Source organism: Pseudomonas sp. NPDC086112, from assembly GCF_044746425.1.
Lineage (GTDB): Bacteria > Pseudomonadota > Gammaproteobacteria > Pseudomonadales > Pseudomonadaceae > Aquipseudomonas.
Window position 1 is genome coordinate 165483 of sequence record NZ_JBIVCD010000005.1, and the last position, 24583, is coordinate 190065.

At 60.6% G+C, this 24583-nt stretch carries 25 protein-coding genes; 11 read left to right on the plus strand and 14 right to left on the minus strand.

Annotated features, from left to right (window positions below; translation table 11 throughout):
* Window positions 1-121 precede the first annotated feature (121 nt).
* Window positions 122-484, minus strand: coding sequence for a DUF427 domain-containing protein (locus ACIPLA_RS06020; protein WP_007907061.1), 363 nt, complete (start codon window positions 482-484; stop codon window positions 122-124).
* 147 nt (window positions 485-631) lie between these two features.
* Here ACIPLA_RS06020 and ACIPLA_RS06025 point away from each other — a divergent pair, with 147 nt between their 5' ends.
* The 5 genes from ACIPLA_RS06025 to ACIPLA_RS06045 all read left to right on the plus strand — a co-directional run bounded on the left by ACIPLA_RS06025 (window position 632) and on the right by ACIPLA_RS06045 (window position 5132).
* Window positions 632-961 (plus strand): DHCW motif cupin fold protein, encoded by a 330-nt coding sequence (locus ACIPLA_RS06025; RefSeq protein WP_401172305.1) that lies wholly within the window; start codon window positions 632-634, stop codon window positions 959-961.
* A gap of 115 nt (window positions 962-1076) precedes the next feature.
* Window positions 1077-3026, plus strand: a complete 1950-nt coding sequence (locus tag ACIPLA_RS06030; protein ID WP_218396462.1) for a DNA topoisomerase III — start codon at window positions 1077-1079, stop codon at window positions 3024-3026.
* 163 nt (window positions 3027-3189) lie between these two features.
* Entirely contained in the window at window positions 3190-3729 is a 540-nt protein-coding gene (locus ACIPLA_RS06035) for a GNAT family N-acetyltransferase (RefSeq protein ID WP_401172309.1), read from the plus strand.
* Between the two features lie 649 nt (window positions 3730-4378).
* Window positions 4379-4708, plus strand: a complete 330-nt coding sequence (locus ACIPLA_RS06040) for a hypothetical protein (protein ID WP_008072022.1) — start codon at window positions 4379-4381, stop codon at window positions 4706-4708.
* 124 nt (window positions 4709-4832) lie between these two features.
* Window positions 4833-5132: a hypothetical protein gene (locus tag ACIPLA_RS06045; RefSeq protein ID WP_123495307.1), complete on the plus strand. Its 300-nt coding sequence runs from the start codon at window positions 4833-4835 to the stop codon at window positions 5130-5132.
* Here ACIPLA_RS06045 and cynR read toward each other — a convergent pair.
* The gene (cynR, locus tag ACIPLA_RS06050; protein ID WP_192343580.1) at window positions 5118-6023 is read right to left on the minus strand and encodes a transcriptional regulator CynR; all 906 of its coding nucleotides are present in this window, start codon (window positions 6021-6023) and stop codon (window positions 5118-5120) included. The two genes, ACIPLA_RS06045 and cynR, sit on opposite strands and share 15 nt — an antisense overlap.
* 117 nt (window positions 6024-6140) lie before the next feature.
* On the opposite strand from cynR, the gene cynS reads away from it, so the two are divergent.
* Both cynS and ACIPLA_RS06060 read left to right on the plus strand, forming a co-directional pair.
* Window positions 6141-6608, plus strand: coding sequence for a cyanase (gene cynS / locus ACIPLA_RS06055; RefSeq protein ID WP_123495311.1), 468 nt, complete (start codon window positions 6141-6143; stop codon window positions 6606-6608).
* A gap of 139 nt (window positions 6609-6747) precedes the next feature.
* Window positions 6748-7407, plus strand: a complete 660-nt coding sequence (locus ACIPLA_RS06060; RefSeq protein ID WP_008006778.1) for a carbonic anhydrase — start codon at window positions 6748-6750, stop codon at window positions 7405-7407.
* A gap of 118 nt (window positions 7408-7525) precedes the next feature.
* Here ACIPLA_RS06060 and ACIPLA_RS06065 read toward each other — a convergent pair whose 3' ends face one another.
* From ACIPLA_RS06065 to glsB, 4 genes are all read right to left on the minus strand, one after another.
* Window positions 7526-7876: a BON domain-containing protein gene (locus tag ACIPLA_RS06065; protein WP_123495315.1), complete on the minus strand. Its 351-nt coding sequence runs from the start codon at window positions 7874-7876 to the stop codon at window positions 7526-7528.
* A 275-nt stretch (window positions 7877-8151) separates the two neighbouring features.
* Complete coding sequence (locus ACIPLA_RS06070; RefSeq protein WP_401172316.1) at window positions 8152-9654, minus strand: aldehyde dehydrogenase family protein; 1503 nt, start codon at window positions 9652-9654, stop codon at window positions 8152-8154.
* A gap of 83 nt (window positions 9655-9737) precedes the next feature.
* The gene (locus ACIPLA_RS06075; protein WP_401172319.1) at window positions 9738-10856 is read right to left on the minus strand and encodes a DUF3616 domain-containing protein; all 1119 of its coding nucleotides are present in this window, start codon (window positions 10854-10856) and stop codon (window positions 9738-9740) included.
* A 75-nt stretch (window positions 10857-10931) separates the two neighbouring features.
* Window positions 10932-11840 carry a glutaminase B gene (gene glsB, locus ACIPLA_RS06080; RefSeq protein WP_008072010.1) on the minus strand — a complete coding sequence of 303 codons (909 nt, stop codon included), beginning with the start codon at window positions 11838-11840 and terminating at the stop codon, window positions 10932-10934.
* A gap of 229 nt (window positions 11841-12069) precedes the next feature.
* On the opposite strand from glsB, the gene ACIPLA_RS06085 reads away from it, so the two are divergent.
* The 4 genes from ACIPLA_RS06085 (at window position 12070) to ACIPLA_RS06100 (ending at window position 15364) form a co-directional block, all read left to right on the plus strand.
* Window positions 12070-12699, plus strand: a complete 630-nt coding sequence (locus tag ACIPLA_RS06085; protein WP_401172323.1) for a ferric reductase-like transmembrane domain-containing protein — start codon at window positions 12070-12072, stop codon at window positions 12697-12699.
* Between the two features lie 154 nt (window positions 12700-12853).
* Complete coding sequence (locus ACIPLA_RS06090; RefSeq protein ID WP_218396478.1) at window positions 12854-13369, plus strand: DoxX family protein; 516 nt, start codon at window positions 12854-12856, stop codon at window positions 13367-13369.
* 47 nt (window positions 13370-13416) lie between these two features.
* Window positions 13417-14115, plus strand: coding sequence for a dienelactone hydrolase family protein (locus ACIPLA_RS06095; protein WP_401172326.1), 699 nt, complete (start codon window positions 13417-13419; stop codon window positions 14113-14115).
* Window positions 14116-14176: 61 nt separating this feature from the next.
* Entirely contained in the window at window positions 14177-15364 is a 1188-nt protein-coding gene (locus ACIPLA_RS06100) for an MFS transporter (protein WP_401172329.1), read from the plus strand.
* Here the strand turns inward: ACIPLA_RS06100 and metC are convergent.
* Genes metC through ACIPLA_RS06140 form a run of 8 tightly spaced genes read right to left on the minus strand, consistent with a single transcriptional unit; the run spans window position 15361 to window position 24543 of the window.
* Window positions 15361-18120: a cystathionine beta-lyase gene (metC, locus tag ACIPLA_RS06105; RefSeq protein ID WP_401172332.1), complete on the minus strand. Its 2760-nt coding sequence runs from the start codon at window positions 18118-18120 to the stop codon at window positions 15361-15363. The two genes, ACIPLA_RS06100 and metC, sit on opposite strands and share 4 nt — an antisense overlap.
* On the minus strand, window positions 18117-18713 hold the full coding sequence (locus tag ACIPLA_RS06110) for a cysteine dioxygenase (protein WP_401172335.1): 597 nt from the start codon (window positions 18711-18713) through the stop codon (window positions 18117-18119). The genes metC and ACIPLA_RS06110 overlap by 4 nt, the downstream gene beginning before the upstream one ends.
* Window positions 18714-18730: 17 nt before the next feature.
* A complete protein-coding gene (locus tag ACIPLA_RS06115) occupies window positions 18731-19567 on the minus strand; it encodes an amino acid ABC transporter ATP-binding protein (protein ID WP_401172338.1) in 837 nt (278 codons plus the stop codon).
* On the minus strand, window positions 19554-20342 hold the full coding sequence (locus tag ACIPLA_RS06120) for an amino acid ABC transporter permease (RefSeq protein WP_401172341.1): 789 nt from the start codon (window positions 20340-20342) through the stop codon (window positions 19554-19556). The genes ACIPLA_RS06115 and ACIPLA_RS06120 overlap by 14 nt, the downstream gene beginning before the upstream one ends.
* Window positions 20332-21066: an amino acid ABC transporter permease gene (locus ACIPLA_RS06125; RefSeq protein ID WP_401172344.1), complete on the minus strand. Its 735-nt coding sequence runs from the start codon at window positions 21064-21066 to the stop codon at window positions 20332-20334. Before ACIPLA_RS06125 ends, ACIPLA_RS06120 begins: the two co-directional genes overlap by 11 nt.
* Window positions 21063-22274: an aminotransferase class I/II-fold pyridoxal phosphate-dependent enzyme gene (locus ACIPLA_RS06130; RefSeq protein ID WP_401172347.1), complete on the minus strand. Its 1212-nt coding sequence runs from the start codon at window positions 22272-22274 to the stop codon at window positions 21063-21065. Before ACIPLA_RS06130 ends, ACIPLA_RS06125 begins: the two co-directional genes overlap by 4 nt.
* A complete protein-coding gene (locus ACIPLA_RS06135; protein ID WP_401172350.1) occupies window positions 22271-23695 on the minus strand; it encodes an FAD-binding oxidoreductase in 1425 nt (474 codons plus the stop codon). The genes ACIPLA_RS06130 and ACIPLA_RS06135 overlap by 4 nt, the downstream gene beginning before the upstream one ends.
* Window positions 23692-24543, minus strand: coding sequence for a transporter substrate-binding domain-containing protein (locus ACIPLA_RS06140; protein ID WP_401172353.1), 852 nt, complete (start codon window positions 24541-24543; stop codon window positions 23692-23694). The genes ACIPLA_RS06135 and ACIPLA_RS06140 overlap by 4 nt, the downstream gene beginning before the upstream one ends.
* Window positions 24544-24583: the final 40 nt, after the last annotated feature.

Genomic DNA, 24583 nt, shown 5'->3' on the forward strand with positions numbered 1-24583 from the left:
GTGGGAGCGGGCTTGCTCGCGAAGAGGGAGTGTCAGTCGACATCAATGTTGCCTGGCACACCGCCTTCGCGAGCAAGCCCGCTCCCACATGGATTGCGTTCAGGCAACAAGTCCCTACGCCTCAGGTATCAAGCACCTCAAACGTCACTTCTTCAGGATAAAACGCCACATACCCGCCAATCTGCGCAACCGACACCTTCGGATGCTCATAACTCCATACCGCATTGGCACCTTCATGCCCGGGGATTTGCAGGCTGAAATAGCTGGCATCGCCCTTGTACGGGCAATAGCTGGTGTGGTCGGTGCGGGCGAAATATTGTTCGGCAATGTCCTCCCGCGGGATGTAGTACACCGGAGGATAATTGGCCTCATGCATGACCAGCGCCCGAGTGGATGACGCCACTTGAATGCCATGGAACTTCACCACCACGCAGCCGGGTTGTGGGCTGATGGCGATGGGATTACCGGGTCCGGGGGCTTTCATAAAGGGTCCTCTGTCGCTGCTGCGCTGTAATCCGCGCTCCGACAGGTATACCTCATGTTTCGGTATCGCGACTGCTTCACAGCCGAACGGAGCATGCTTGGGCTACAGTGAGGTCCCCAAAACAGCATGCCCCGCCAGGAGAGCAGCATGGACATTGCCAACATCCCCTTCGGCACCACCGACTGGTCGCAAATCGAACCCACTGAACACCGGGGCGAGACTGGCAGCGCCCTGTGGCGCACCCGGCAGTTCGGCGCGATTCGAGTGCGCATCGTCGAATACACGCCGGGGTATCTGGCCGATCACTGGTGCTCAAAGGGGCATGTGCTGTTTTGCCTGGAGGGGGAACTGCACACTGAACTGGAAGACGGTCGAGTCTTCGTTCTCACGCCGGGCATGAGCTATCAAGTGGCGGACAATGCCGAAGCGCATCGTTCATCCACCGCCATGGGCGCCAGGTTGTTTGTGGTGGACTGACTGCTGTCATCAACCGCAACAGCCTAAGCTGTACATCCATACAGATAAAGATTGCTCCATCGCTCATCAGCCGCCATTCTGTGCACCTCTCGAACACTGATTGATGATGGTGGTTATGCAGCTGTACCTCTGTGAAAAACCCTCCCAGGCCAAAGACATCGCGGCCGTGCTCGGCGCCAAGCGCCGGGGCGACGGCTGCTGGCTGGGAACGGGTGTCACGGTGACCTGGTGCATCGGCCATCTGCTGGAAACCGCACCGCCGGATGCCTATGACGCGCGTTACAAGCGTTGGGTGCTGGCGGATCTGCCGATCATTCCCGAAAAATGGAAGATGACCGTCAAACCGCGCACGGCCAGCCAGTACAAGGCGGTCAAACGCTTGCTCGGCGAGGCCAGTGAACTGGTGATTGCCACCGACGCCGACCGTGAGGGCGAGATGATCGCCCGGGAGCTGGTGGAACATTGCCGTTATCGCGGGCCGATCCGGCGATTGTGGCTGTCGGCGCTGGACGATGCTTCGATCCGCAAGGCACTGGCGGCGCTCAAGCCAGGGGCCGAGACGTTCAGCCTTTATCATTCGGCGCTGGGGCGCTCCCGGGCCGACTGGTTGATCGGGATGAACATGAGCCGCCTGTTCACCCTGCTGGGGCGTCAGTCCGGCTATCAGGGTGTGTTGCCGGTCGGTCGGGTGCAGACGCCGACCTTGCGTCTGGTGGTGGATCGCGATCGCAGCATTGCCGATTTCGTCCCGGTCGCTTATTGGGCGATCGATGTGCAACTGCTGCACGACGGCACCGCGTTCACCGCCCAATGGCGCGCGGCCTCCGACGCTTGCGATGATCAGGATCGCTGCCTGAATCAGGCCTTGGCGCAACAGGCAGCCTACGCAATGGGCAACGCAGCAAGCGCTCGGGTGATCAAACTGCGCACCGAACGCATGCGCGAAGTCGCGCCTTTGCCGTTCGACCTGGGCACGTTGCAGGAAGTCTGCTCGAAGAAACTCGGGCTCGGCGCCCAGGAAACACTCGATATCGCCCAGGCGCTGTACGAAACCCACAAAGTCATTACCTACCCGCGCAGCGACTGCGGCTACCTGCCGCTGAGTCAGCACAGCGAAGCACCGGCTATCCTGGCCGCGCTGAGGCAGGCCGATCCGGCCCTGAATGCCTTGCACGATTATCTGGAACCCCAGCGTCGCTCACGGGCCTGGAACGATGCCAAGGTCAGCGCTCACCACGGCATCATTCCCACTGCAGCGGCGAAAAATCTCGAGCGACTGGCAGGCAAACAACGGGCGGTCTACACCCTGATTCGTGCACGTTACCTGGCACAGTTCCTGCCCAACCATGAATACGACCGGACCCAGGCCGACTTCGATTGCGCCGGTGAAGCCTTGCGCGCGGTGGGCAAGCAGATTGTCGAGCCCGGCTGGAAACGCGCCCTGCCCGAGGCCCTTGCACCCGCCAAGGGCCGCGAAGCACCGGCACCACAAACACTGCCGGCACTGGCCGAAGGGCGTGACTGTGCAGTGGCGGATGTGAAGCTCAAGGACCTCTGGACCCAACCGCCCAAGCCATTCACCGAAGGCGATCTGATCAAGGCGATGAAGAACGTCGCCAAACTGGTGGAGGATCCACTGCTCAAGCAAAAGCTGAAGGACACCACCGGCATCGGCACCGAAGCCACACGCGCCTCGATCATCCAGGGCCTGCTGGACCGCGGCTACCTGATCAAGAACGGCAAGGCCCTGGCCGCGACACCGGCAGCGTTCAGCCTGATCGATGCCGTGCCGCGTGCGATTGCCGATCCCGGCACCACGGCGATCTGGGAGCAGGCCCTGGACATGGTGCAGAGCGGCGAAATGAGCCTGGAAGAATTCGTCACCAAACAGGCGGCGTGGATGAGCAAGCAGGTGGCCCGTTGCGCCGGCCTGAACCTGACCATCAGCGGACCGGCAAGCCCGGCCGGGCGTGGCGCCACACCGTGGAAAAACAAACGCAAACCGGCCAAACGCAAGCCCTCGACCGGCACCAAACGCGCAGCGAAACCGGCAAGCAAGACTTGAGAGCACTTGCAACGAATCGAAACCTGTAGGAGCGTGACTTGCCCGCGAAGAACTCACCGCGGTTTTTCAGGTATTACGCGTTATCGTTTTTCGCGGGCAAGCCTCGCTCCTACAGGTACTGCGGCGCATCGGGCAACAGCCCTGCTTTCTGAAAGGTACAACCATGACGACAGTCAGAAGCCAGCCCTCAATAGAACTGCACGCCGCTCAGCGCGACGAACTGGAAACCATCGAGAACCTGATGCAGTTCTACGTGTATGACTTCAGCGAATGGTTGCCGCTGAAACTCGGTGAACATGGCTTCTTCAACATCCAGCCCAAACAGGACTACTGGCGAAATCCGGCAACCAGGCCGTTTCTGATCAAGGTTGATGGCGAGCTTGCCGGTTTCGTGACCGTGGATAACGAAACCCATATCGTCGGTGCGGAGCACAACATCGGCTACTTTTTTGTCAGCCGACGCTTTCGCGGCCAAGGCGTCGCGAAGTTTGTCGTCTCCGCCCTCTTGAACCGGTTCCCCGGTCAATGGCAGATTTTCCACATCGATGCCAACCAGCCTGCGCGTCGGTTCTGGGCCAAGGTGATACCCGATCTCACCGGCTCAGCATTCACCGTGCATCAACTGGCAGTGGACGGCTACCCCTGCACCGTTTACCGCTTTAAAAGATCGCAGCCTTCGGCAGCTCCTACCCCGGCCCCGTAGGAGCGAGGCTTGCCCGCGAAGGCCATCACACGGACAAACTGCTGGACCGCGTCATCGTTCTTCGCGGGCAAGCCTCGCTCCTACGGAAGGCTGCGATCTTGACGATTCCAGCACCGCAAAAGCTCTGCTGGTGCTAGCCACGCCGACTTTCTAATTCCAAAACCACTTTGCCCGACAATATGTAGTGAACAAAAATAATCACTACAAAACCGTTGACGCCTCCGATTTGCCCTTGCATGATGCAGACATCTCCCCGATCGGGAGTACAGGCAACACGTTTGAGCAAGCTCGTCTGACCGCCGAGCTGTTTTTCCCGGATACACGCTGCCCACAAGGCAGATTGAAGAAGCTGACCTGGCCTGAACGTCCAGTACAAAGGACGAGAAGCGCTGGCGATCAATCCTCATGAAGCTTGTGGCCGACCCTGAAAATGTCGGCAGTGGCCTCCAGGTTTTCGCTGCTTCTCTTCGTTGTGACGCTATTGCGTAGCAGTTATTCAACACGACTACATGCAACAGACGCGAGACCCCGTCGTATTGACGGCCGACCGCTGACGTCCTGGTTTCGGTGCCAGGGATCAACTAACCGATGGGCTACTTGTATTAGCGAATCAACTTTGAAAGATCACCAAATGGTCAAGGGGCTTACAATGAATCTGAACAATCAACCTACTATCGATGAACTGGCTCGCTTGTTCGCTGCGCAAAAAGACAGCCAGGACAGCCATATTCTGTGGATCAGCAAATCGGGCCAGGTCCATATCGACTGCCTGTCGCCCCATGCCCACGAAGAAGAGTTCGACCGGAACAACCAGAACCTGCTCGCCCGACTGAAGATGTACCGTCGCGGCCAGGGTTATGTCGGCAAGAAAGCCGCGGCCGACAAAGACTTCATCGGTAATGTGCTGCAAACGCTGAAACAGGCGTGGGCATCGATGCAGAACCAGAACGAAGTTCGGGTGATTGATCGCTTGTATTGATATCCCCTCAGTAAAGAAAGAAGGCCCCGCTCGGAGTATCGAGCGGGGCCTTTTCGTTTGTCTCGTGCGCACCAAACAAAGCTATGGTTAACCGTATGCCCTGCTGGATCTCTGGAGGCTTGCGATGAACAAAATCCTGATATTCATAGTGTTCGCGATGGCGAATGCTGTCCATGCGAACACCCTCCCTGGCATTCCCTCATTCGATGTGGACTGCCCCGGTAAAGTCGTCGTCCATGCGGATCAGGACGGTCCGGTATTGATCAACAGCAAAGAGGCGGTAACCAAAGCCATCAACGATCGCCACTTCGAAGCCAGGGGTTCGGGCATCACGATCTCGATCATCCTCGCCGATGATGATTCGGTGACCGTGTCCTCCACCGGCAAGGCTCCCAATGGGCTGTGCCAATCAGTGGATGACTGACTTCGCCGACTCGACCGCAGCCGCGCCCAATACCAGATCCATGAAGGCCACCGACGCCGCACTGTGATAGTTGTTTTTGCGCCGAAGCAGCGCGGCCCCTCGGTTGGGCGCCGCCCCCTGCAGTGGAATTTTGCGCAATGCCCGTTCCGCGGTGGCGATGGGTTCCGGCAGGATGGTGGCCATCGGCGCGTGACGAATGACCTCCAACAGCGTACTCACCGAGTTCACCTCGATCGCCACCTTGGGCGTAATGTTCTGTTGCCGAAAATACCCGTCGATGGAAGATCGGGTGATGAAGCCCGGCGTCAGCAACGCGAACTCCAATTGCGCCACCTCCTTCGGCGATAGCGGGTTCTGGCGCTCGTACAACGGATGACTGCGCCCGACCATCAAGCCCAACGTCTCGACAAACGCCGGCACGCACTCGATGTCGGGGCTTCTCACCGGGGTAAAGGCAATGGCAATGTCCAGCGAGTCATCGAGCAACCCGGCCTCGATGTCATCCATCGATAACTCGAAAATCTGCAGATGGATGTTCGGAAAATTCGCCACGTAGTCGCGCACCAACGGCCCCACCAGATATGCCATGAACGTTGGCGTCATGGCCAGTCGCAAACTGCCGCGGGACAAATCCTTCACGTCATGCAGCGCGCGTTTCCCTGCTTCAAGTTCCACCAGTACCCGACGAGCACTTTCGATATAGGCCAGCCCCGCATCGGTCGGTTTGACCGTGCGCGAAGTGCGGTCGAACAGGTTGACGCCGAGGGATTCCTCCAGTTGCCGGATCTGCTGGGACAGCGTCGGTTGGGAGACATGCAGCGCCTCGGCGGCGCGGGTGAAGCCGCCGTGGTCGGCGACTGCCAGCAAATAGCGCAAATGTCGGAGCAGCATGGGCACACCATCTATAGGCAGAACTTATGCGAAGCATTGTATATCGGTCTTGGACGCTATGGATAAATCGATCGAAGATGGCTGCACTTTCCAGCGACAACCGATAGGAGTCACACCATGCAACAGTCCCACGCTTATCAGGATCCGAGTCTGGCCCTGACCACTTCGATCCTCGATGCCAAGGCGCGCAAGAGTCTGTCCTGGCAGGATCTGACTGACGGCACCGGCCTGGGTTTGGCCTACGTCACTGCCGCCCTGCTCGGCCAGCATCCGCTGCCGGAAGCTGCCGCCAAGGTGATTGGCGAGAAACTCGAACTGGACGCCGACGCCGTGGCCCGCCTGCAGATCATTCCGCTGCGCGGTAGCCTCTCGGGTGTCCCGACCGACCCGACCATCTACCGTTTCTACGAAATGATCCAGATCTACGGCACCACGCTCAAAGCCCTGGTTCACGAGCAATTCGGCGACGGCATCATCAGCGCGATCAACTTCAAGCTGGACATGAAGAAAGTTGAAGACCCGGAAGGTGGTTCTCGCGCCGTGATTACTCTGGACGGCAAGTTCCTGCCGTTGCGTCCGTTCTAAGACAGCCTGTAGGAGCGAGGCTTGCCCGCGAAGAACGATGACGCGTAATACCTGAAAAACCGCAGTGCATTCTTCGCGGGCAAGCCTCGCTCCTACAGGTTCTGCGTCTTCCCCCCTCACTCATGCAAGGAAGTCAGCCATGAAAGCGCTCATCGAAGGTTTATTGAAGTTCCAGAACGAAGCCTTCCCACAACGTACCGACCTGTTCAAACACCTGGCCACCACCCAGCATCCCGGCACATTGTTCATCACCTGTTCCGACAGCCGCGTAGTGCCGGAATTGCTGACCCAGCAAGAGCCCGGCGAACTGTTCGTGGTGCGCAATGCCGGCAACATCGTGCCCTCGTACAGTCCGCATCCCGGCGGCGTGTCGGCCACGGTCGAATATGCGGTCGCGGTATTGGGCGTGACGGACATCGTGATCTGCGGGCATTCGGACTGCGGCGCCATGACCGCCATCGCTCAGTGCACATGCATGGATCACCTGCCCGCCGTCAGCGGCTGGTTGCAACACGCCGAGTCGGCCAAGGTAATCAATGACTCCCGCCCTCACGCCAGCGACGCAGCCAAGGTAAGTTCGATGGTCCGGGAAAATGTCATCGCCCAACTGGCGAATATCCAGACTCACCCGAGCGTGCGCCTGGCCCAGGAAAAAGGCCTGCTGAATCTGCATGGTTGGGTTTATGACATCGAGACCGGCTCTGTCGATGCGCTGGATGCCAGCCGGCGCAACTTCGTGTCGCTGGCCGAGCACCCGGACACCTGTGCGGTGTATGGTCAAGCGGTCGAAGCCGCCTGAAGGGTTCGTCTGCCCGAGCTGCACCAAGCTTGGCGCAGCGTTACAAAGTGGGCACGCGCGCGACTACGCCCGTCCTCGATTCCCGACCGGGAATGTGACACTCACAAGATCGCCCCTGTCATTTATCGTCGATTTTTGTAGACGATTGTGACCGACGCTCAGTGGTCTCTTCGGCATTGGGCGCTTCTGGAAAACTGCCCGGCGTGAACACATGAGTGAGCAATTCGCTGGCATCGATGTCGACGACACCAGGAACCGAACGGGCCAGAGCAACAGCCTGCTCACACTGTCTATGAGTGTTGACGCGGCCGCTCAATGCCACCCTGCCCGCATGGGTTTTGACATGGACATGCAGGCCAAGGGATGAGTCGGCCAATGCCAGGGCCGACTTCACTCTGGTGGTAATCCACGCGTCGTGAACGACCGATTCCAGATCATGAGAGTAATGTTGAAAGGAATGAAGTTTCATGGCGCAACTCTCCCTCACGTAATCAGATGCGCCGCCCGCCCCACCGCAGACGCGGACACACATTAAGTATAGTGCGTGCCGTTGCCTGCGGTCGGGGGGGGGGGGCTGTCCCTGATGCCGGTAAGATATGAAGAGCGACGAATATCCTGTGGGAGCGGGCTTGCTCGCGAAGACGGCGGCACAGTCAACAATGATGTCGCCTGACACACCGCTTTCGCGAGCAAGCCCGCTCCCACAGGTTTGCGCGGCTTAACTTACCGAGCTGGAGTGGCGTCTCAGCGCTTGACCGACAGACTCGTCTGCGTCATGCGACTACGGATGGTAAACACACCATCCCCCGAGAGAATCGCGCTGCGCGCAAACAGGCGGCCACTTTCCCAGTTCGAAAGCCCCAGTTCCGGCTTGTTCAGCGCGTACTGACCGTCAACCCAGCGGGTAATCCCGTTGCCAACAAAAGGCGCGTTGACCGCGTTGTAGAAACGCTCCTGTGACGGGGCATCTTCACTGATCAGCGACACGGTGAATTGCGGGCTGTAACGATTGAACAAGGCAATGGCCTGGTCCAGGTCGTCGACGATCTTCAGGCTGACTTCCGGGGTTTCTTCCCACTCCCACTCGCGGCCCAATTGATCCTCGGGCAGCGGTTCGGCCAACGCTTCGGTCTGATAGCCTTCGGCGCGATACACCTCGACGCTCGCGGTTTGCCAATCAATTGGCAAATGCTGTTCGCTCCCCTCGACGATATGCAACTTGCAGCCCTGGTCCCGAGCGGTGCCAGCCTGTTGCAGTGCATCGAGAAACAGCGGCACCAGTTCGGCGGCGCGGTCGCGGTGGATCAAGCAAACGTTGAGGGTGTTGCAGACTTTGCGGTCCAGCGAGTTGCGCACTACGGCGGCAAAGCGCTGGGCATCGACGTGTTTGTCGGCGATCAGCCACGCGCCGCCGGTACCGTGCAAGCTGACGGCGGTGCCGGCCTGTTGCGCGATGCTGCCCAACTGGCTGACCGCCCGTCCCGAACCACGGGCCACGGCCAATGACAGGCGCCGATCGGCGAACATCGCCCAACCAGCGGCGTGATTGACGCTTTCCACCAGTGACACCGCACCGGTCGGCAATCCGGCATCAGCCAATGCAGGATTCAATGCGTGGGTGACGATGGCCTGGGCAGTGCCCAACGCATCGCTGCCAATGCGCAGCACCGCAGTGTTGCCCGTGCGCAATACACCGGCGGCGTCGGCAAAGACATTCGGTCGGCCTTCGAACACGAACGCGACGATACCCAGCGGCGAGACCACTTGCTCGACTTTCCAGCCGTCGTGCTCGACGCAGCTCACGACCTTGCCGCGAATGGCCGGAGCATCACGCCAGGCCCGCAGGCCGGCGATCATGTCGCCGCGCATGCGTTCATCGGCCAGCAACCGCGTGGTGGAACGCCCGCGCGCCTTGGCTCGCTCGATGTCGGCCAGGTTGGCGGCTGCAATCAGGGCCCAGCATTCCGGGGTTTCCAAGCGTTGAGCAAAATGATCGAAGAACTCGCTGATGGCGTGATCCGAGACGCCGGACATTGCAGCGAATGCCGCTTCGGCGCGCTCGATGGCGACAGCCGCCGCTTGCTGGTCGGCCACCGGGATCAACAACAATTCGCCGCTGACCTGCTCCACCAGCAGATGGTCGCCGGGCTGAAAGCGCGCCGCCAGTTCGGGGCTGACGACAGTGACACGATTACCGGCAAAAGGGATTGGTGTGCCAGCGACTAGACGTTCGAGCGCAAGAGACATGAAACGGTTTCACCATGCAGGAGAGCGGCCAGAAAATGTATAGGAAAATCCGTGGAGCGTCATTCACTGGGGCGCAGTAGCGGTTACTTTTTAGAAAGTCGAAAGACATCTTGCTCCAGGCGATTGCTCCCCTGTTTGCGCCATCCGGCGTTCGCGTCATACACCACCAGCAGCAAGGGCTCTTCTACGCCGGCGGTGCTGACAAAGGTCAGTCCTTCGGCATGATCGCGGCCTTTATCCTCTCCTTGCCCGTAAGGAACTTCTAGGACCGGCGTCAATTGTTCGCTGAAGACAAAACTTTCGTCTGTTGGTCTGGCACCGTCGAGCCAGCGAAATACGCTGACAGGCCCGTCGAGGTTCATCGTCGGCCCGGCCAGAATCAGCATGTCGTCACCATCGATGCACAAATCCCTGACGCCGAGTCCGCCCAACTGGAGAAAATGCTTTCGGTATTTGCGCCCCTTGGGCCCGATTTTTTTCAGCGTCAGCGTGTGAACAGCATCGGGACGGTCTTCGGGTTCGACCTCCAGAACAATGGTCCAGCCCCGCAGCACAGGCCCGCGCAACCCGATAAAAACCCGCTTGCCATTGACCTCGAGGCCTTCGGTATCGAACCCGTTGTCCTTGCCGGGAATGTGCAGAAATGCCCCTACATGCTCGTCATCCTTGAGTTCATCGAGCAATTCGTTACCCAGTTGATCGCCGGACAATTGGGCGGCAACTCGAGCATCGTTGATAGTGCTCTTTACCAAAGTGAACGTCCCGTTTTCTTCGACCACCGGAATCCGGGCCAGGAGAAAACGATTGCCATCGCGACTGACAGTTGCCAGGCGCTCGGCGTTTTTCTTCAGGGACTTGGTGCTATCGGGTTTTCTCCGTTTCAGGCTGTGAGACCCCACAATCCAGAGATACCCCGTGTTGCGGTCGTAACTCATGCCTTCCAGGTCTGCCTCAACGAATTCTTCGCCAATCGTCGGGATGACCGGCAGCGTCAACAGGGACGCCAACGGGAATTGTTTGTGCTGATCAAACAGAAACTCGCCCGCACCGACGCGCTCACGCAAGGTGAAGCGCTCCAGGCTCAAGGATTCATCATTGGCGACCCACAGGGTGTCGCCAATCTGGACCACGGCAGACAAGCCTTTGCGCAAATGAGTGTCCGGGTCATTGAAGACTAGAAGCGCGGAACCGAAATTCACCATGAAGTCACCCGCCCCTTGAGTCAAAGAATGCCTGCTTCACGGTAGCGTTCATCGGGCGCTAGTCAAGACAGGTCATCAGAACACCGACCAGCCAATCCGCTGACTCAACAACTCCAGCGCGGCCATGCCGGCGAGGGAGTTGCCGGCGGCGTTCAATTCCGGGGACCAGACGCACACCGTGAATTGCCCCGGCACTACCGCGACGATGCCCCCGCCCACGCCGCTCTTGCCTGGCAGACCGACGCGATAGGCAAAGTTGCCGGCTTCGTCATACAGCCCGCTGGTGGCCATGATCGAGTTGACTTGCTGGGTCTGGCGGGCGCTGAGGATCTGGGCGCCGCTGTGTTTGCAGAAACCGTCGTTGGCCAGAAAGCAGAACGTGCGGGCCAGGTCCACGCAACTCATGCGCAGCGCGCAATGGCTGAAGTAGCTGCGCAACACGGCTTCGACGTCGTTATGAAAGTTGCCGAACGATTGCATCAGATAAGCCATCGCTGCGTTACGCGCGCGGTGCTGGTATTCCGATTCGGCGACCTTGCCGTCCACCATGACATTCGGGTTGCCGGACAAGCGCCGGACAAAATCGCGCATCGACAACGCCGGCGCGGCAAAACGTGACTGGTTGATGTCGCAGATCACCAGCGCACCGGCGTTGATGAAGGGATTGCGCGGGCGCCCGCGCTCGAACTCCAGCTGCACCAGCGAGTTGAACGGCTGTCCGGACGGCTCATGGCCCAGGCGCTCCCAAATCGCTTCGCCGGAATGGTCGATGGCCTGCACCAGGCTGAACACCTTGGAAATACTTTGCACAGAGAACGGCGTGTCGGCGTCTCCGGCACAAAACAACTCGCCGTCATTGCCATACACGGCAATGCCCAACTGATTGGCCGGCACGGTGCCGAGGGCGGGAATGTAGTCAGCCACTTTGCCCTGACCGATCAACGGTCGGACTGCGTCAAGGATCTCGTTCAACAGCGCTTGCATGCCGGGTTCCGAAGTCTCGCCCCATGGGATTGCGGGGACACTTTCGCTAGACGCCACTGGTCGGGGCTGAATCACAGTTTTGTATGGGAATGTATCTGTCGCGGCCCGGGATACATGAACTTGCGCCGGGAGACCTTTCGGACATACCGACCATACACCGGGTTGAAAAACTCTTGCCGTCCGCCGACCACTCGCAAAACCGGGTCGGCTCTTGCTCAGGAGTGTCGTCATGATGACCCAAGTTCCCCGTTACCACGGCTGGTCGCTGTTTGGCCTGCTGTCCTTGCTGGTGCTGGTGATGACCAGCCTGATTCTGCTGCTGAACCCGGACCTGGTGGAGGCCACGCGCAGCGCCATTCGCGCCACCGCACGCACTTCGTTTGCACTGTTTCTTACCGCGTTCACCGCATCGGCCCTCGCCGTGCTGGTGCCCTCGCCTTTCACCCGATCGCTGGTGCGCGAACGACGCTTCATCGGCCTGACCTTCGCGTTTTCCCACCTGGTGCACGCCCTCCTGATCTACAGCTATGGCCAACTGAACCCCGAGTTCTGGCCCGGCCGCACCACGGTCGGCAACATCCCGGGCTCAGTCGGTTACCTGTTCATTGTGCTGATGGCGTTGACCTCGTTCAACACCACAGCGCGACTGATCGGCCCCAAAGCCTGGAAAGCCCTGCACGTTAGCGGCATGTGGGTGATTGCGGCGGTGTTCACCTATTCCAACTTCAAACGCATCCCCCTGAGCGCCTGGTACGTATTGCCGTTCGGTTTGATGTTTTCGGCAATCGTCGTTCGGCTGCTGGGCAAGATTGCGCTGAAGTACAAACGGTCGGCCAGAAACACGCTATTGACCGAATGAAACCTCATCAACACCAACATTCCCCTGTGGGAGCGGGCTTGCTCGCGAAGAGGGAGTGTCAGTCAACATTGATGTCGCCTGACACACCGCTTTCGCGAGCAAACCCGCTCCCACAATGAATGCACCTGTCGATCAAATCCTGGAGCTCAAGCCCATGAATACCTCCCTCTCATCGACCCTCAAAGGCCTGCACCTGAACCTCGACCGTACCGGCAGCTGGATCGCCCCCCTGACCTTGCGATTGTTTCTAGCCTGGGAATTTTTCGAATCAGGCCTGGAAAAATGGAACGGCCAGAACTGGTTCGCCGACATCCAGCACCGCTTCCCGTTTCCCTTCAACCACGTGCCGGCCACGCTGAACTGGGAACTGGCGATGTGGGCCGAATTGATCTGCGCCCTCGCCCTGCTGGTGGGCCTGGGGACGCGGGTTTCGGCGATTATTCTGACCGTGGTCACGATCGTCGCGACCGCTGCCGTTCACTGGCCGGCCGATTGGTCTACATTGAGTGAACTTGCCCAGGGTTATGCCATCAGCAATAAAGGCCACGGCAACTTCAAACTGCCGCTGATCTACCTCGCAGCCCTCCTGCCGTTGCTGCTCTCGGGGGCCGGAAAGCTCAGCGTCGACGCGCTGCTGGCTCGATACTTCTGGCGGCGCAGTCACCGCTGATCCGCCAGCGTCTCGATAACCTACCCAACTTATGTAAAGGAGCCATCATGAGCGTGACCACCCAATGGATCGAGATCACCAGCGCCGAGGGCACATTCGGCGCTTACCTGGCCATCCCCCACACCCGTAAAGGTCCGGGGATTGTGCTGATTCAGGAAATTTTCGGCGTTAACGAGCACATCCGCTCGGTCGCCGAGCAATACGCCGCCGACGGCTACCTGGTCATCACGCCGGATCTGTTCTGGCGCAACGGCCACCGTATCGAACTGGGCTACGACGAAGCCGACTGGAAACGCGCCGTCGAGCTGATGAACGCCACCGACACCCAAAAAGCGCAGGCCGACATCAAACTGGCCATTGACGCCCTGAAAGCGCAGCCGGGGCTGGACGGCAGAATTGCTTCTATCGGTTTCTGCTTCGGCGGCATGCTGTCATACAACACCGCAGCCAACGGTTTCGTCGACGTGGCGATCGCCTACTACGGCGGCGGCATTCAGAACCAGCTGGATCGAGCCGATGAAATCAAGGTGCCGGTGTTGATGCACTTCGGCGAGCAGGACAGCCACATCCCCATCGACGCCGTGAAGCAAATCGCCGAGCGTTTCGAGTTCAACGATGACGTCGATATCGAGGTGTATCCGGGTGCCGAACATGGCTTCAACTGCTCACACCGTGACAGTTATAACCAGCGGGCGGCGGTCGAGGCCCATGGCAATACCTTGCTCTTTTTGAGTCAGAACCTTTAAGGCCTGATCGATGGGGTTGGCGACATAAACAATCGGTGAGCATTCAATCCCGGAAACCAGCATGGACAACCTCTCAAAACCCAGACCGGCTTCACTGCGCATCCCCTCCACGGTCTGGGCCCTAGGTTTTGTCAGCTTGTTCATGGACCTGTCTTCAGAACTGGTGCACAGCCTGCTGCCGATATTTCTGGTCACGACCTTGGGCGCGAGCGCGTTGACCGTCGGGGTGATCGAGGGCATCGCCGAAGCGACCGCGATGCTGACCAAGATCTTCTCCGGCGCCATCAGCGACTTTATCGGCCGGCGCAAAGGCTTGCTGTTGATGGGCTACGGTCTGGCCGCCTTGTCGAAACCGCTCTTTCCCCTCGCGCACTCGGTCGATGTGGTGTTCACCGCACGTTTTCTGGATCGCATCGGCAAAGGCATTCGTGGCGCACCGCGAGATGCGCTGGTTGCCGATGTGGCACCCGCCGAAATCCGTGGTGCCTGTTTTGGCATGCGCCAATCGATGGACACCGTGGGGGCCATTCTGGGTCCGGTCCTGGCGATCGTGCTGATGCTTTGGCTCGGGCAGATCCATCTGGTGTTGTGGTTCGCGGTGATCCCGGCGGTGATATCGGTGGCGCTGATTGTCGGCGGAGTCAAAGAGCCGACCACTGTCGCTGGCGAACGCGCCTTTCGCTCGCCTATCCACTGGAAGGTCCTGCGGGATTTTTCGCGCGATTATTGGTGGGTCGTGATCGTCGGTGGGCTCTTCACACTGGCCCGTTTCAGCGAAGCCTTTTTGGTATTGAAAGCACAGCAAACAGGTCTGACAGCAACCTGGGTGCCGATGGTGATGGTGGTCATGTCACTGCTTTATGCCGTATCCGCCTACCCTGCCGGCTGGTTGTCCGACCGGATCAGCCGCACCAAAGTGCTATGCATCGGCATCGTCCTGCTGATCCTGGCGGATCTGTTATTGGCGCATGCGGACTCGATCATGACCATGCTGGCGGGCGTGGCCCTGTGGGGCCTGCACATGGGCTTCAGCCAGGGCATTCTCGCAACGCTGATCGCCGACACCGCGCCCGAACACCTCAGGGGCACGGCGTTCGGCCTGTTCAATCTGATCAGCGGCGTGTGCCTGTTGATCGCCAGCGTGCTCGCCGGCGCGCTGTGGGAAACCTCAGGCTCAGCCAGCACCTTCATCGTCGGGGCGGTGCTGGCAGCAGCGGCGCTGTTGTTGCTTGTGCTGCGCAAGCCCTAGTCCGCAGCGGCGGCGAACCCACGTTGCAAATCCTCGATCAACGCGTCGACATCTTCCAGGCCGATGTGCAGCCGCAGCACCGGGTTCAATGCACGATCTACCGCACTGTTGCGATCCTTGGTATCCGCGACGGTGACCAGGCTTTCATAGCCGCCCCAGGACGCGCCCAGACCAAACACCTGCAGCGCATTGATAAACCGTTCGACGTACGTGGTGTCGGCCTCGCGCAGTTCGAAGGAGAGCAAACCGTTGCTGCCAGTGAAGTCCCGCCGCCACAGTGCGTGATGGGGATGATCGGGCAGCGCTGGATGGAACACCCGCTTCACCTGCGGTTGCGCCTGTAGCCATTGAGCGATTTCCAGAGCCTGGCGTTCGTGTACGTCGAGGCGCGGCGCCAGGGTTCGTGCACCGCGCAACACCAGATAGGCGTCGTCCGGGCTGACGGTGATGCCAAAGGTGTCGCTCATCGACGACAGTGGCTGCCAGACCTCTTGCCGGGTACAGACGCTGCCCATGACCACATCGCTGTGACCGCACAGGTACTTGGTCAACGCCATGATCGAGATGTCCGCGCCCAGGGTCAGTGGCCGGTACAGGTAGCCCGAGCCCCAGGTGTTGTCCACGGCCAGCAGAATGCCGCGCGGTTTGCACAATGCGGCAATGGCCGGCAGGTCGCAGAGTTCATACAACAGCGAGCCGGGCACCTCGGTGTAGACCATTTTGGTATTGGCTTGCAGTTGCGCTGGCAGACCGCTGCCGTCAGGCGCGAAGTAACTGACCTGGATGCCGAACGGCTCAAGCAGCTCCCGGGCCAGACGCCGCACGGGGGCATATACCGCATCGGTGATCAGCACATGATCGCCGGGCCGCAAGTAGGCCAGAAATGTCTGCGCCACTGCCGCCAGCCCGGTGCCGAACAAGCGCGAGCGATAACCGCCTTCCAGTTCCGTCACCAGATCTTCCAGGGCGAACGCCGTCGGATTGCCCCGGGCGCCATAGCTCAGAACCCGTTCGCTATCACGACGAGCACGGGCGTCGCGCATTTGTGCCAGGTTGTCGAACAGCACCGTGCTCAAACGAGTGACCGGCACGTTGACCGCCCGACCACCACGGCCCTTTTCAGTTCGCGCCGAATGCACCAGACGGGTACGAACCCGTGCATCACGGGTGGCTTGAGACTGCGCGCGCAGCGGTTTGAGGCTGGCGATTTCGTCTGCGCTCATTTGCGCCAACAAGCCTATTTCCCAGGCCAGGTACTGACGCGCCGCGTCTTTGTTGCCGGAGTGACGATCATGGGTAAAGAACAGAAAATCGATGCACTGGTGATCGGGCGGTGTGTTGGCATCCTCCTGCAGCGCAAACCCCGCCGCACGCCAGGCCTCGACACCGCCGTCCAGCAACCGGGCTTGTGTACGCTGAGCATCGGGCAACTCCAGCGTCGCGAAAGCGGCCAGCAGCGGATCATCGGCCAGCAGCACCAGAGGCCGTTGCTCTCCCATCACCTCAGTCGCCAGCAACGAGCGGATCGACCAGCGCGAGCCGGCAATATGACCTTTGCGCCAGGTCATGCTCGGGCGCAGGTCAATCAGTGCCACCGCGTTATCCTTCAGCGCATCGCTCAGGGCCTGCGCCGTGATCACTGGCAACGCTTCGTGTGCGGGGGCCTCCACCGCCGGCAACGCCAGACCGCTATTCACCCCGTCCGCTAGAACATAAGCCTCATGCCCCAACTGCCGAAGCCAACTGGCAATAATCGGTGCCCGTACGCCATCGCTGTCGATCAGCACCACCCGCGCCTGGCGCACGCCGATGTACAGATCGGTGGATTGAATCAGCTGGCCACCCGGCGTGTGTTGCGCGCCCGGCAGGCTGCCAGCGGCAAACTCCTCGGCGGTGCGCACGTCACACAGAAACAGGCTACGTGCGGCCTCCCCGGCCCACTGCTCGACCTGCACGGTCGTAACGGTTTTTACCCCGGCCCGTTCGGCCAGTTGTGCCGCCGCGAGGCGCTGTTCCGGCAAGGTCTTCGATGACACCTCCTCGGCATAGCGGCGGGTGCTGCCATGCTCCAGCTGAAGATCTTCCAGGTACCAGCCCTGGGTCCCATTTTCCAGGGCGTAGACCGGGTTCTTCAGACCCAGATTGATCAGGGTCTGGGCGCCAATAATGCTGCGGGTACGACCGGCGCAATTGACCACGATCGGCGTGCTGTCGTCCGGCACCAGATCGTGTACGCGATAGCCCAGTTCACCATTCGGACAGCAGACAGAACCGGGGATGGTCATCTTGCGGTATTCGTCGAACGGCCGACCGTCCAGCACCACCAGCGGTTCGCCCCGGGCTTGCCATTCGGCCAACTGCCTGGCGGTGACGTGCGGCGTATGACTGACCTCTTCCACCAACTCGCCAAAGGCCTTGGACGGCACGTGCACGCCGGCAAACAGTTGCAGGCCTGCCGCCTGCCAGCCATCGGCACCACCGTCAAGAATATGCACGCGACCATACCCCAACGCCTGCAGACGCTGAGCGGCTCGGGCCACAACGTCCCCACCGTTCTGGTCATAAATCACCAACCGCACCTGTGGATTCGGCGCCAGGCGTCGGACCTCCAATTCCAGGCGACTGTAGGGCAGGTTCACCCCGTGAAACAGATGGGCTTCGCCATATTGGCCGTGCTCACGCACGTCAAACAGAGCAATTTCCTGCCCGTCGAACAGCCATTGCTGCAGTTGCCCTGGAGTTACGGTCCGATTCATGCGTAGGCCTTGATCGACGGCGCCATCTGCGAGGCGTTGTAATTGAGAATGCGCCCGTCGGCCTCGACCCCATAACGGCCATTGAGCGATTCCAGCGGCAAGCCATAAAGGTGGAAATGCAGGGTCGGATGTTCGCCTTCGACACGGATGCCGTGCAGGTCTTCACCGAGGAACGAGATCGATGTGCCAGGCTGCACAATCACTTCTTTTTCCAGGTGCAGGGTCGTGAACCCAGGCTCGCGACCCTCGTCATCACGGGCGTAGACGTAGTTGATTTCCTGGCCTTCGACGGCGCTGATGATCGCCCAGGTTTCGTGGTTGTGAGCAATGGTGCTTTTGCCCGGCAACAGCGAGTTGAGGTACAGCGTCGGCGTGTCGCCATCGTCGTTGAGACGGTAGCGGAACGCGGTGCTGCCCTGCCCCGGCACTGGCGCCGGGAACGCGTCGAAATTGAACAGATCGCGACGCTCGGCCAGGGTTTCGAGCAAGGCGACGATTTGCGTCAATGCAGCACGGTCGACGCCGCGTTGATTGATGACGCGGATTTTCTTGAGGAAATCTTCGATGACGGCGGCACGGTTATCGGTACTCATGAACAGGCTCCTCGGTATTAGACAGACAGGCTGTAGCGGCTCAGGTTGGTCAACAGATACGGATCGTTGGCGACGCGGGGACGGCGTCCCGGATCGCCCAGGGCATGACGCAGAAACTCTTGAGTGCGTTCGCTGGTGGGGTGCTGGAAAATCTGCGCGGCGCTGCCGTGCTCGACGATCACGCCGTTTTCGGTGAAGTAGACGATGTCGCTGATCTCTTCGGCGAAACGCATTTCGTGGGTCACCAGCACACAGGTCATGCCCTCTTCGGTCAGCTCGCGAATCACCGTCAGCACCTCGCCGACGGTTTCCGGGTCGAGGGCCGAGGTCACCTCATCGAACAGAATCAATTCCGGGCGCATGGCCAACGCCCGGGCAATCGCCACTCGCTGCTGCTGACCACCGGAGAGTTGTCCCGGATAAGCATCGGCCTTGTGCTCCATGCGCACTTTTGCCAGCAACGCGCGGGCGTCTTTCTCCGCCTCAACGCGGTTGCGCCCCAACACTTTGCGCGGTGCGATCACCAGGTTCTCCAGCACCGACAAATGCGGGAACAGGTTGTACTGCTGGAACACAAACCCCACGCGCTTGCGCAACTCGATGCGCTGGGACTCCTGGGCCAGGGTGTGAACCTCGGTGGTGCCGACGCGAATACTGCCGCGCTGAGGCTGTAACAGGCCGGTGATGCAACGCAGGATCGTCGACTTGCCGGAACCGGACGGGCCGATGATCGACACGGCCTGCCCACGGTGCACGTCGAGGTCGATGCCCTTGAGCACCGGGTTGCTGCCAAACGACAAGTGCAGGTCACGCAGGCTGACCAGGGGCTCAGCGACGGTTTCAGTAGAAGGCATAACGTCGCTCCAGGTGTTGGGTGAGTCGGGAAATCGGGTAGCAGTAAGCAAAGAACAGCACCAGCAGGCTCAGGTAAATCACCACGGTGAAGCCGGTCAGGTTCACCGTGTTGCTGGCGATTTGCGCGGTATCGATCACGTCATGCACGCCCACCAATGACGCCAGCGCGGTGCCCATGGTGATCACCGCGTAGAGGTTCATCCACGGCGGCAACATGCGCTTGAAGCACTGCGGCAGGATGATCGAACGGAAAATCTGCCCGCGGGTGAACGCCAGGGAACGTGCGGCCTCCCATTGGGTACTGGGGATCGAGGCGACCGCACCACGGAAGATTTCCGCGACGTTGGCGCTCGCCGGCAACGCCAGGCCAAGGGTGACCTTGACCCAGTCCGGAAACGAGACATAGGCGCTGCCGATGTGGATCTCGAACGGGAACACATAGGTGGTGAAATAGATCAGCACCAGCCACGGCGCGTTGCGAAAAACCTGCACCCAGATCCGCGCCGGCAAGCGCAACAGCCACACCGGCGACAATGCCAGGGCCCCCACCAACAATCCGAGCAACGACCCCAACCCGATCGCCACCAGGCTGATCAGAATGTTCTGACCAAAGCCCACGACCAACGCTGGCGACCATTGCAGCAAGGCCTTGAGCACTGGGCTGTGCGGGGCGAAATACCCCAGACAGAGCACGGCAACCGCCAACACCAGCAACTTGCCGACATGCCGACGCGGCCAGGCCACTGGCGCGGTGACGGACGATTCAATGGCCATAGCCGGGCATCCTCAGGCGCGCTTCGAGCAGGCGCCCCACACAATTGACGGTAAAACTCAGCAGACCGAAAAACGTCAGGATCAGAATCATCAACTCCAGCACGTTATCGCTCTGGGTCCAGATCATGATCGCCGCGTAGGTGATGTCGCCGACGGCAATCGCCGAGGCGACGGCGGTCATCTTCACCAGGTCGATCAGGTTGTTGATCAGCGACGGCAAGGCGAAGCGCAGGGCCAGCGGCAGTTGCACGTTCCACAACAACTGCCGACTGCTGAACGCCAGCGAACTGGCCGCCTCCATCGTCACCGCCGGTACGGCTTCGATGCCGGCGCGCAAGGCTTCGGCATGGAATGCGCCCTTGTGCAGCGAGATCACGATCACTACCCAGGCGAACGGTGTCAGCGGGTTGGCCGCGCCGACGGCCTGGGTCAGCAGCATGTTCAGCACCAGGAACGCGCAATACAGCTGCACCAGCGTCGGCGTGTTGCGGGTGACTTCGATAAACACCCGCGCAGGTTTCACCAGCCAGGGGTTACCCGAGGTCAACATTGCCGCCAACCCGACACCCGCCAGCAGGCTGCCGACGATGGTGAACAGGCACAGCAACACCGTGGTCAGCGCGCCCTGCTCCAGGGTTCCGCGCTGATAGGCGTCCAGCAGAAAGCCGTAGTTCAGGCCGAACCCGGCAGCCCAGCGGACAAACAATTCCAGCCAGTGATTCATGGTTCGCCCCGCAATTGCCCGCAGGCTTGAGCGATGCGTCGTCCGGCCTTGGCGACGGTTTCAGTTGCAGTGGCAATGGACAGGCGAAACCACGGCGACAAGCCATAAGCGCTGCCCGCTACGCCGGCCACGCCCTCCTCCTGCAAATACTCGACGACGTCGGCATCGGTTTCCAAGCGCTGACCGTCCGGGCGATAGCGGCCCAATAATCCGGCGCAGCGGATAAATACGAAGAAACCACCTTGAGGTTCGAGCACTTCGAGGCCGTCTACTTTGCGTAAAGCACTCACCAGTAAATCCCGGCGCTGCTGATAGGCCGCGACCTGAGTCCGCAAGAAATCCAGTCCGCCCTCGAAAGCTGCCAACGCGGCGGCTTGCCCTACCGAAGAAGCGCCCGAAGTGGATTGCGATTGCACCACCGTCATCGCATGGGTCAGCGCTTGCGGGCCGGCACCGAAACCAATACGCCAACCGGTCATGGCGTAGGTCTTGGACACGCCGCCCACCAGCAGGCAGCGCGACTGCAAATCCGGCGCAACGTTGAGCAGGCTCTGGGCCGGTCGACCGTCGAAGCGGATATGTTCGTAGAGCTCATCCAGCAGAATCAGCACCTGGGGATGGCGCCGCAGCACCTCGGCCAAGGCTTGCAACTCGGCCTTGCTGTATACCGCGCCGCTGGGGTTGCCCGGGCCATTGAGGATCAGCCAGCGAGTTCGCTCGCCGATGTATTGCTCCAACTGCTCGGCCGTCAGCTTGCAGCCTTGCGCCAACCCGCATTCGATGAACACCGGCTCGCCGCCGTTGAACCGTACGCTGTCCGGAAACGACGGCCAATACGGCGTCGGCACCAGCACTTCATCGCCGTCATCGAGGGTGGCGGCGAAGGCATTGAAGATGATCTGTTTGGCTCCGTTGGCAATCACGATCGATTCCAGCGGGTAGTCCAGATGGTTTTCCTGCTGGAGCTTGCGTTGCACCGCGACACGCAAGGCCTTCACGCCCGGTGTCGGCGTGTACTTGGTAGCACCCCCAGCGATGGCGGCATAAGCGGCTTGTTTGATGTGGTCCGGGGTGTCGAAATCCGGCTCGCCGGTGGTCAGGTCGAGGATGTCGCGACCGGCCTCGCGCAGGGCCGTGGCTTGGGATTTGGCGGCGGCATTGGCCGACAGCGAGACGCGCTGCACGCGTTTGGACAGGCGAAGCGTCATGACTGAACCGCCTCCAATACCTTGCCGGGGTTCAGCAGATTGTTCGGGTCCAGCGCCTGCTTGATCCGGCGCATCAGGTTGAGTTCTACCGGACTTTTATAGCGCCCGAGCATGTCCCGTTTGTGCTGGCCGATTCCGTGTTCAGCGCTGATGGAGCCGCCGTGGGCATGGGCGCTGTCGTGCACCAGTTGGCTGAGTGCCGCGTAATGGACCATGTGCGCCTCGACCGTCGAATCCTGCGGATGGGCGACGTTGTAGTGCAGGTTACCGTCGCCCAGATGGCCGAAGGTGTAATGCCGCACACCGGGAAAATGACGCTGCAACAAAGCATCGGTATCGGCGACAAACGCCACCACCTGGGAAATCGGCACCGAGATGTCGTGCTTCATGTTGCGACCGGCACGCTTCTGCGCCTCGCTCATGTTTTCGCGCAATAGCCACAACGCCTGGCTCTGGGCGAGGCTTTCGGCGATCAGCGCATCGGCCAGCAAGCGCAGTTCGAAGGCTTCGCCCAGTACCTGTTCAAACGCTTCGCGGGCATGATCTTCGTTGTGGTTATCGGACAATTCCAACAGCGCGAACCAGGGCTGACGAGCGCCAAGAAAGGGTTGCGGGCCTTCGGGAAATTGCTCACGCAGCAGCGCGAGGCACTCGGCGCCGAGCAGTTCGAACGCGGTGAGGCTGGCACCGAAACCGGCGCGGGCATGGGACAGGAATGTCACCGCCTGGGCCAACGAATCGAAGGCTAGCAACGCCGTGGCTTGGGCTTTGGGCAGCGGGAACAGTTTCAGGGTCGCGGCGGTGATAATGCCGAGGGTACCTTCGCTGCCGATAAACAGGTCGCGCAAGTCGTAGCCAGTGTTGTCCTTGCGCAAACCGCGCAAGCCATTCCAGATTTCGCCTTGGGCGGTGACCACTTCCAGGCCGAGGGTCAATTCGCGGGTATTGCCGTAACGCAGCACCGCGGTGCCGCCGGCATTGGTGCCCAGGTTACCGCCGATGGTGCAGCTGCCTTCGGCGCCCAGGCTCAGCGGGAACAGACGCCCGGCGTCACGGGCGACATCCTGAATGGTTTGCAGAATGCACCCCGCCTCGACGGTCAGGGTGTCGTTGTCGGTGTCCACCGCCCGTACGCGGTTCATGCGATCGAGCAGCAGCAACACCGCGCGCCCACTGGCGTCCGGGGTCGCACCGCCCATCAGCCCGGTGTTTCCGCCCTGCACCACCACCGGCGTATCACACGCCACACAGGCACGAACCACCGCGGCGACTTCTTCGGTGCTGGCCGGATGGACAGCGGCAATCACCTGCCCCACATAACGACCCTGCTTGTCGGTCAGGTACGCGGCGGCCTCTTCGTTACTCTGCACATGACGGGCGCCTAGCAGTTGCTGCAAGGCAACGAACAACGGCCGACTCATGGCCGCACAGCCAACGGTGCCGCGTTGCGGTATTGCTCGTGCAGGTCACGCAAGGCCTGCGACGGTGCCATGCCGGTACGCTCGCCCAGTTCGATCAACCAACCGCTGCGGTGCCAGTCCCGCACAATGGCATCGAGTTTCGCTTGGGTATCGTGTTCGCCCTTGCGGATCCAGATCACCGAGTTCGACGGGATCAAATCACCCGGCAGCGGGATTTCATACTCGGCCCACTCGGCATCGCTCAACAAGGTATGCATGGTCGGGCTGACATGCACCGCCGCTACGCAACCATTGCCGCGCAACGACAACAGCGATTCGGACTGGCTGCGGAACGCCTTGATCTGCGCGCCGTAGGTTTCCTGCAAGGGTTTGATGAAGTTGCTGCCCTGGGACACGCACACCGGTTTGCCCTTGAGGTCGCTCCACTGGGTGATACCCGCACCTTTGCGAATCAACGCGGCACCTCCGACTTCTTCATAAGGCGTGGGCACGTAATCGAGAATCTCGGCACGCTCTTCGGTGAACTGCATATTGGCGATCAGGATGTCGACCTTGCCCTGTTGCAGGAACTGCACCCGGTTGGGCGCCAGCACCGAAACCGTTTGCGCCTCGACGCCCAGCGCCTTGGCGATGCCCTTGGCCAGTTCGACGTTGTACCCCAGGTGCTCGCCGGTCTTGGGGTCGAGAGTGCCGAATGGCGGGCCACTGAGAATCACCCCGACGCTAATGGCGTGGCGTTGCTCGATCTTGTCCAGTGTGGCGTCGGCCTGAGCGAGGCTGGCGCCAAGCACGGCGTATCCTGCCAGGCACAAAGTGGCCAGGCCTCTGGCGGAAAAATATCGGTTCATGCACGACTTCCTTGAACGACCGCCGAGCCAGTCGGCGGCT

Bases quoted from the DNA above. Each gene is read 5' to 3' on its own strand.
- ACIPLA_RS06100 (WP_401172329.1), top strand. From the start codon at position 14,177: ATGGACAACCTCTCAAAACCCAGACCGGCTTCACTGCGCATCCCCTCC.
- ACIPLA_RS06070 (WP_401172316.1), bottom strand. From the start codon at position 9,654: ATGTCTCTTGCGCTCGAACGTCTAGTCGCTGGCACACCAATCCCTTTT.
- cynS (WP_123495311.1), top strand. From the start codon at position 6,141: ATGCAACAGTCCCACGCTTATCAGGATCCGAGTCTGGCCCTGACCACT.
- ACIPLA_RS06085 (WP_401172323.1), top strand. From the start codon at position 12,070: ATGATGACCCAAGTTCCCCGTTACCACGGCTGGTCGCTGTTTGGCCTG.
- ACIPLA_RS06110 (WP_401172335.1), bottom strand. From the start codon at position 18,713: ATGAGTACCGATAACCGTGCCGCCGTCATCGAAGATTTCCTCAAGAAA.
- ACIPLA_RS06140 (WP_401172353.1), bottom strand. From the start codon at position 24,543: ATGAACCGATATTTTTCCGCCAGAGGCCTGGCCACTTTGTGCCTGGCA.
- ACIPLA_RS06060 (WP_008006778.1), top strand. From the start codon at position 6,748: ATGAAAGCGCTCATCGAAGGTTTATTGAAGTTCCAGAACGAAGCCTTC.
- ACIPLA_RS06030 (WP_218396462.1), top strand. From the start codon at position 1,077: ATGCAGCTGTACCTCTGTGAAAAACCCTCCCAGGCCAAAGACATCGCG.
- ACIPLA_RS06025 (WP_401172305.1), top strand. From the start codon at position 632: ATGGACATTGCCAACATCCCCTTCGGCACCACCGACTGGTCGCAAATC.
- ACIPLA_RS06035 (WP_401172309.1), top strand. From the start codon at position 3,190: ATGACGACAGTCAGAAGCCAGCCCTCAATAGAACTGCACGCCGCTCAG.
- ACIPLA_RS06125 (WP_401172344.1), bottom strand. From the start codon at position 21,066: ATGAATCACTGGCTGGAATTGTTTGTCCGCTGGGCTGCCGGGTTCGGC.
- ACIPLA_RS06045 (WP_123495307.1), top strand. From the start codon at position 4,833: ATGAACAAAATCCTGATATTCATAGTGTTCGCGATGGCGAATGCTGTC.
- ACIPLA_RS06020 (WP_007907061.1), bottom strand. From the start codon at position 484: ATGAAAGCCCCCGGACCCGGTAATCCCATCGCCATCAGCCCACAACCC.
- ACIPLA_RS06065 (WP_123495315.1), bottom strand. From the start codon at position 7,876: ATGAAACTTCATTCCTTTCAACATTACTCTCATGATCTGGAATCGGTC.
- ACIPLA_RS06135 (WP_401172350.1), bottom strand. From the start codon at position 23,695: ATGAGTCGGCCGTTGTTCGTTGCCTTGCAGCAACTGCTAGGCGCCCGT.
- ACIPLA_RS06120 (WP_401172341.1), bottom strand. From the start codon at position 20,342: ATGGCCATTGAATCGTCCGTCACCGCGCCAGTGGCCTGGCCGCGTCGG.
- ACIPLA_RS06040 (WP_008072022.1), top strand. From the start codon at position 4,379: ATGAATCTGAACAATCAACCTACTATCGATGAACTGGCTCGCTTGTTC.
- ACIPLA_RS06095 (WP_401172326.1), top strand. From the start codon at position 13,417: ATGAGCGTGACCACCCAATGGATCGAGATCACCAGCGCCGAGGGCACA.
- glsB (WP_008072010.1), bottom strand. From the start codon at position 11,840: ATGCAAGCGCTGTTGAACGAGATCCTTGACGCAGTCCGACCGTTGATC.
- ACIPLA_RS06115 (WP_401172338.1), bottom strand. From the start codon at position 19,567: ATGCCTTCTACTGAAACCGTCGCTGAGCCCCTGGTCAGCCTGCGTGAC.
- metC (WP_401172332.1), bottom strand. From the start codon at position 18,120: ATGAATCGGACCGTAACTCCAGGGCAACTGCAGCAATGGCTGTTCGAC.
- cynR (WP_192343580.1), bottom strand. From the start codon at position 6,023: ATGCTGCTCCGACATTTGCGCTATTTGCTGGCAGTCGCCGACCACGGC.
- ACIPLA_RS06075 (WP_401172319.1), bottom strand. From the start codon at position 10,856: ATGGTGAATTTCGGTTCCGCGCTTCTAGTCTTCAATGACCCGGACACT.
- ACIPLA_RS06090 (WP_218396478.1), top strand. From the start codon at position 12,854: ATGAATACCTCCCTCTCATCGACCCTCAAAGGCCTGCACCTGAACCTC.
- ACIPLA_RS06130 (WP_401172347.1), bottom strand. From the start codon at position 22,274: ATGACGCTTCGCCTGTCCAAACGCGTGCAGCGCGTCTCGCTGTCGGCC.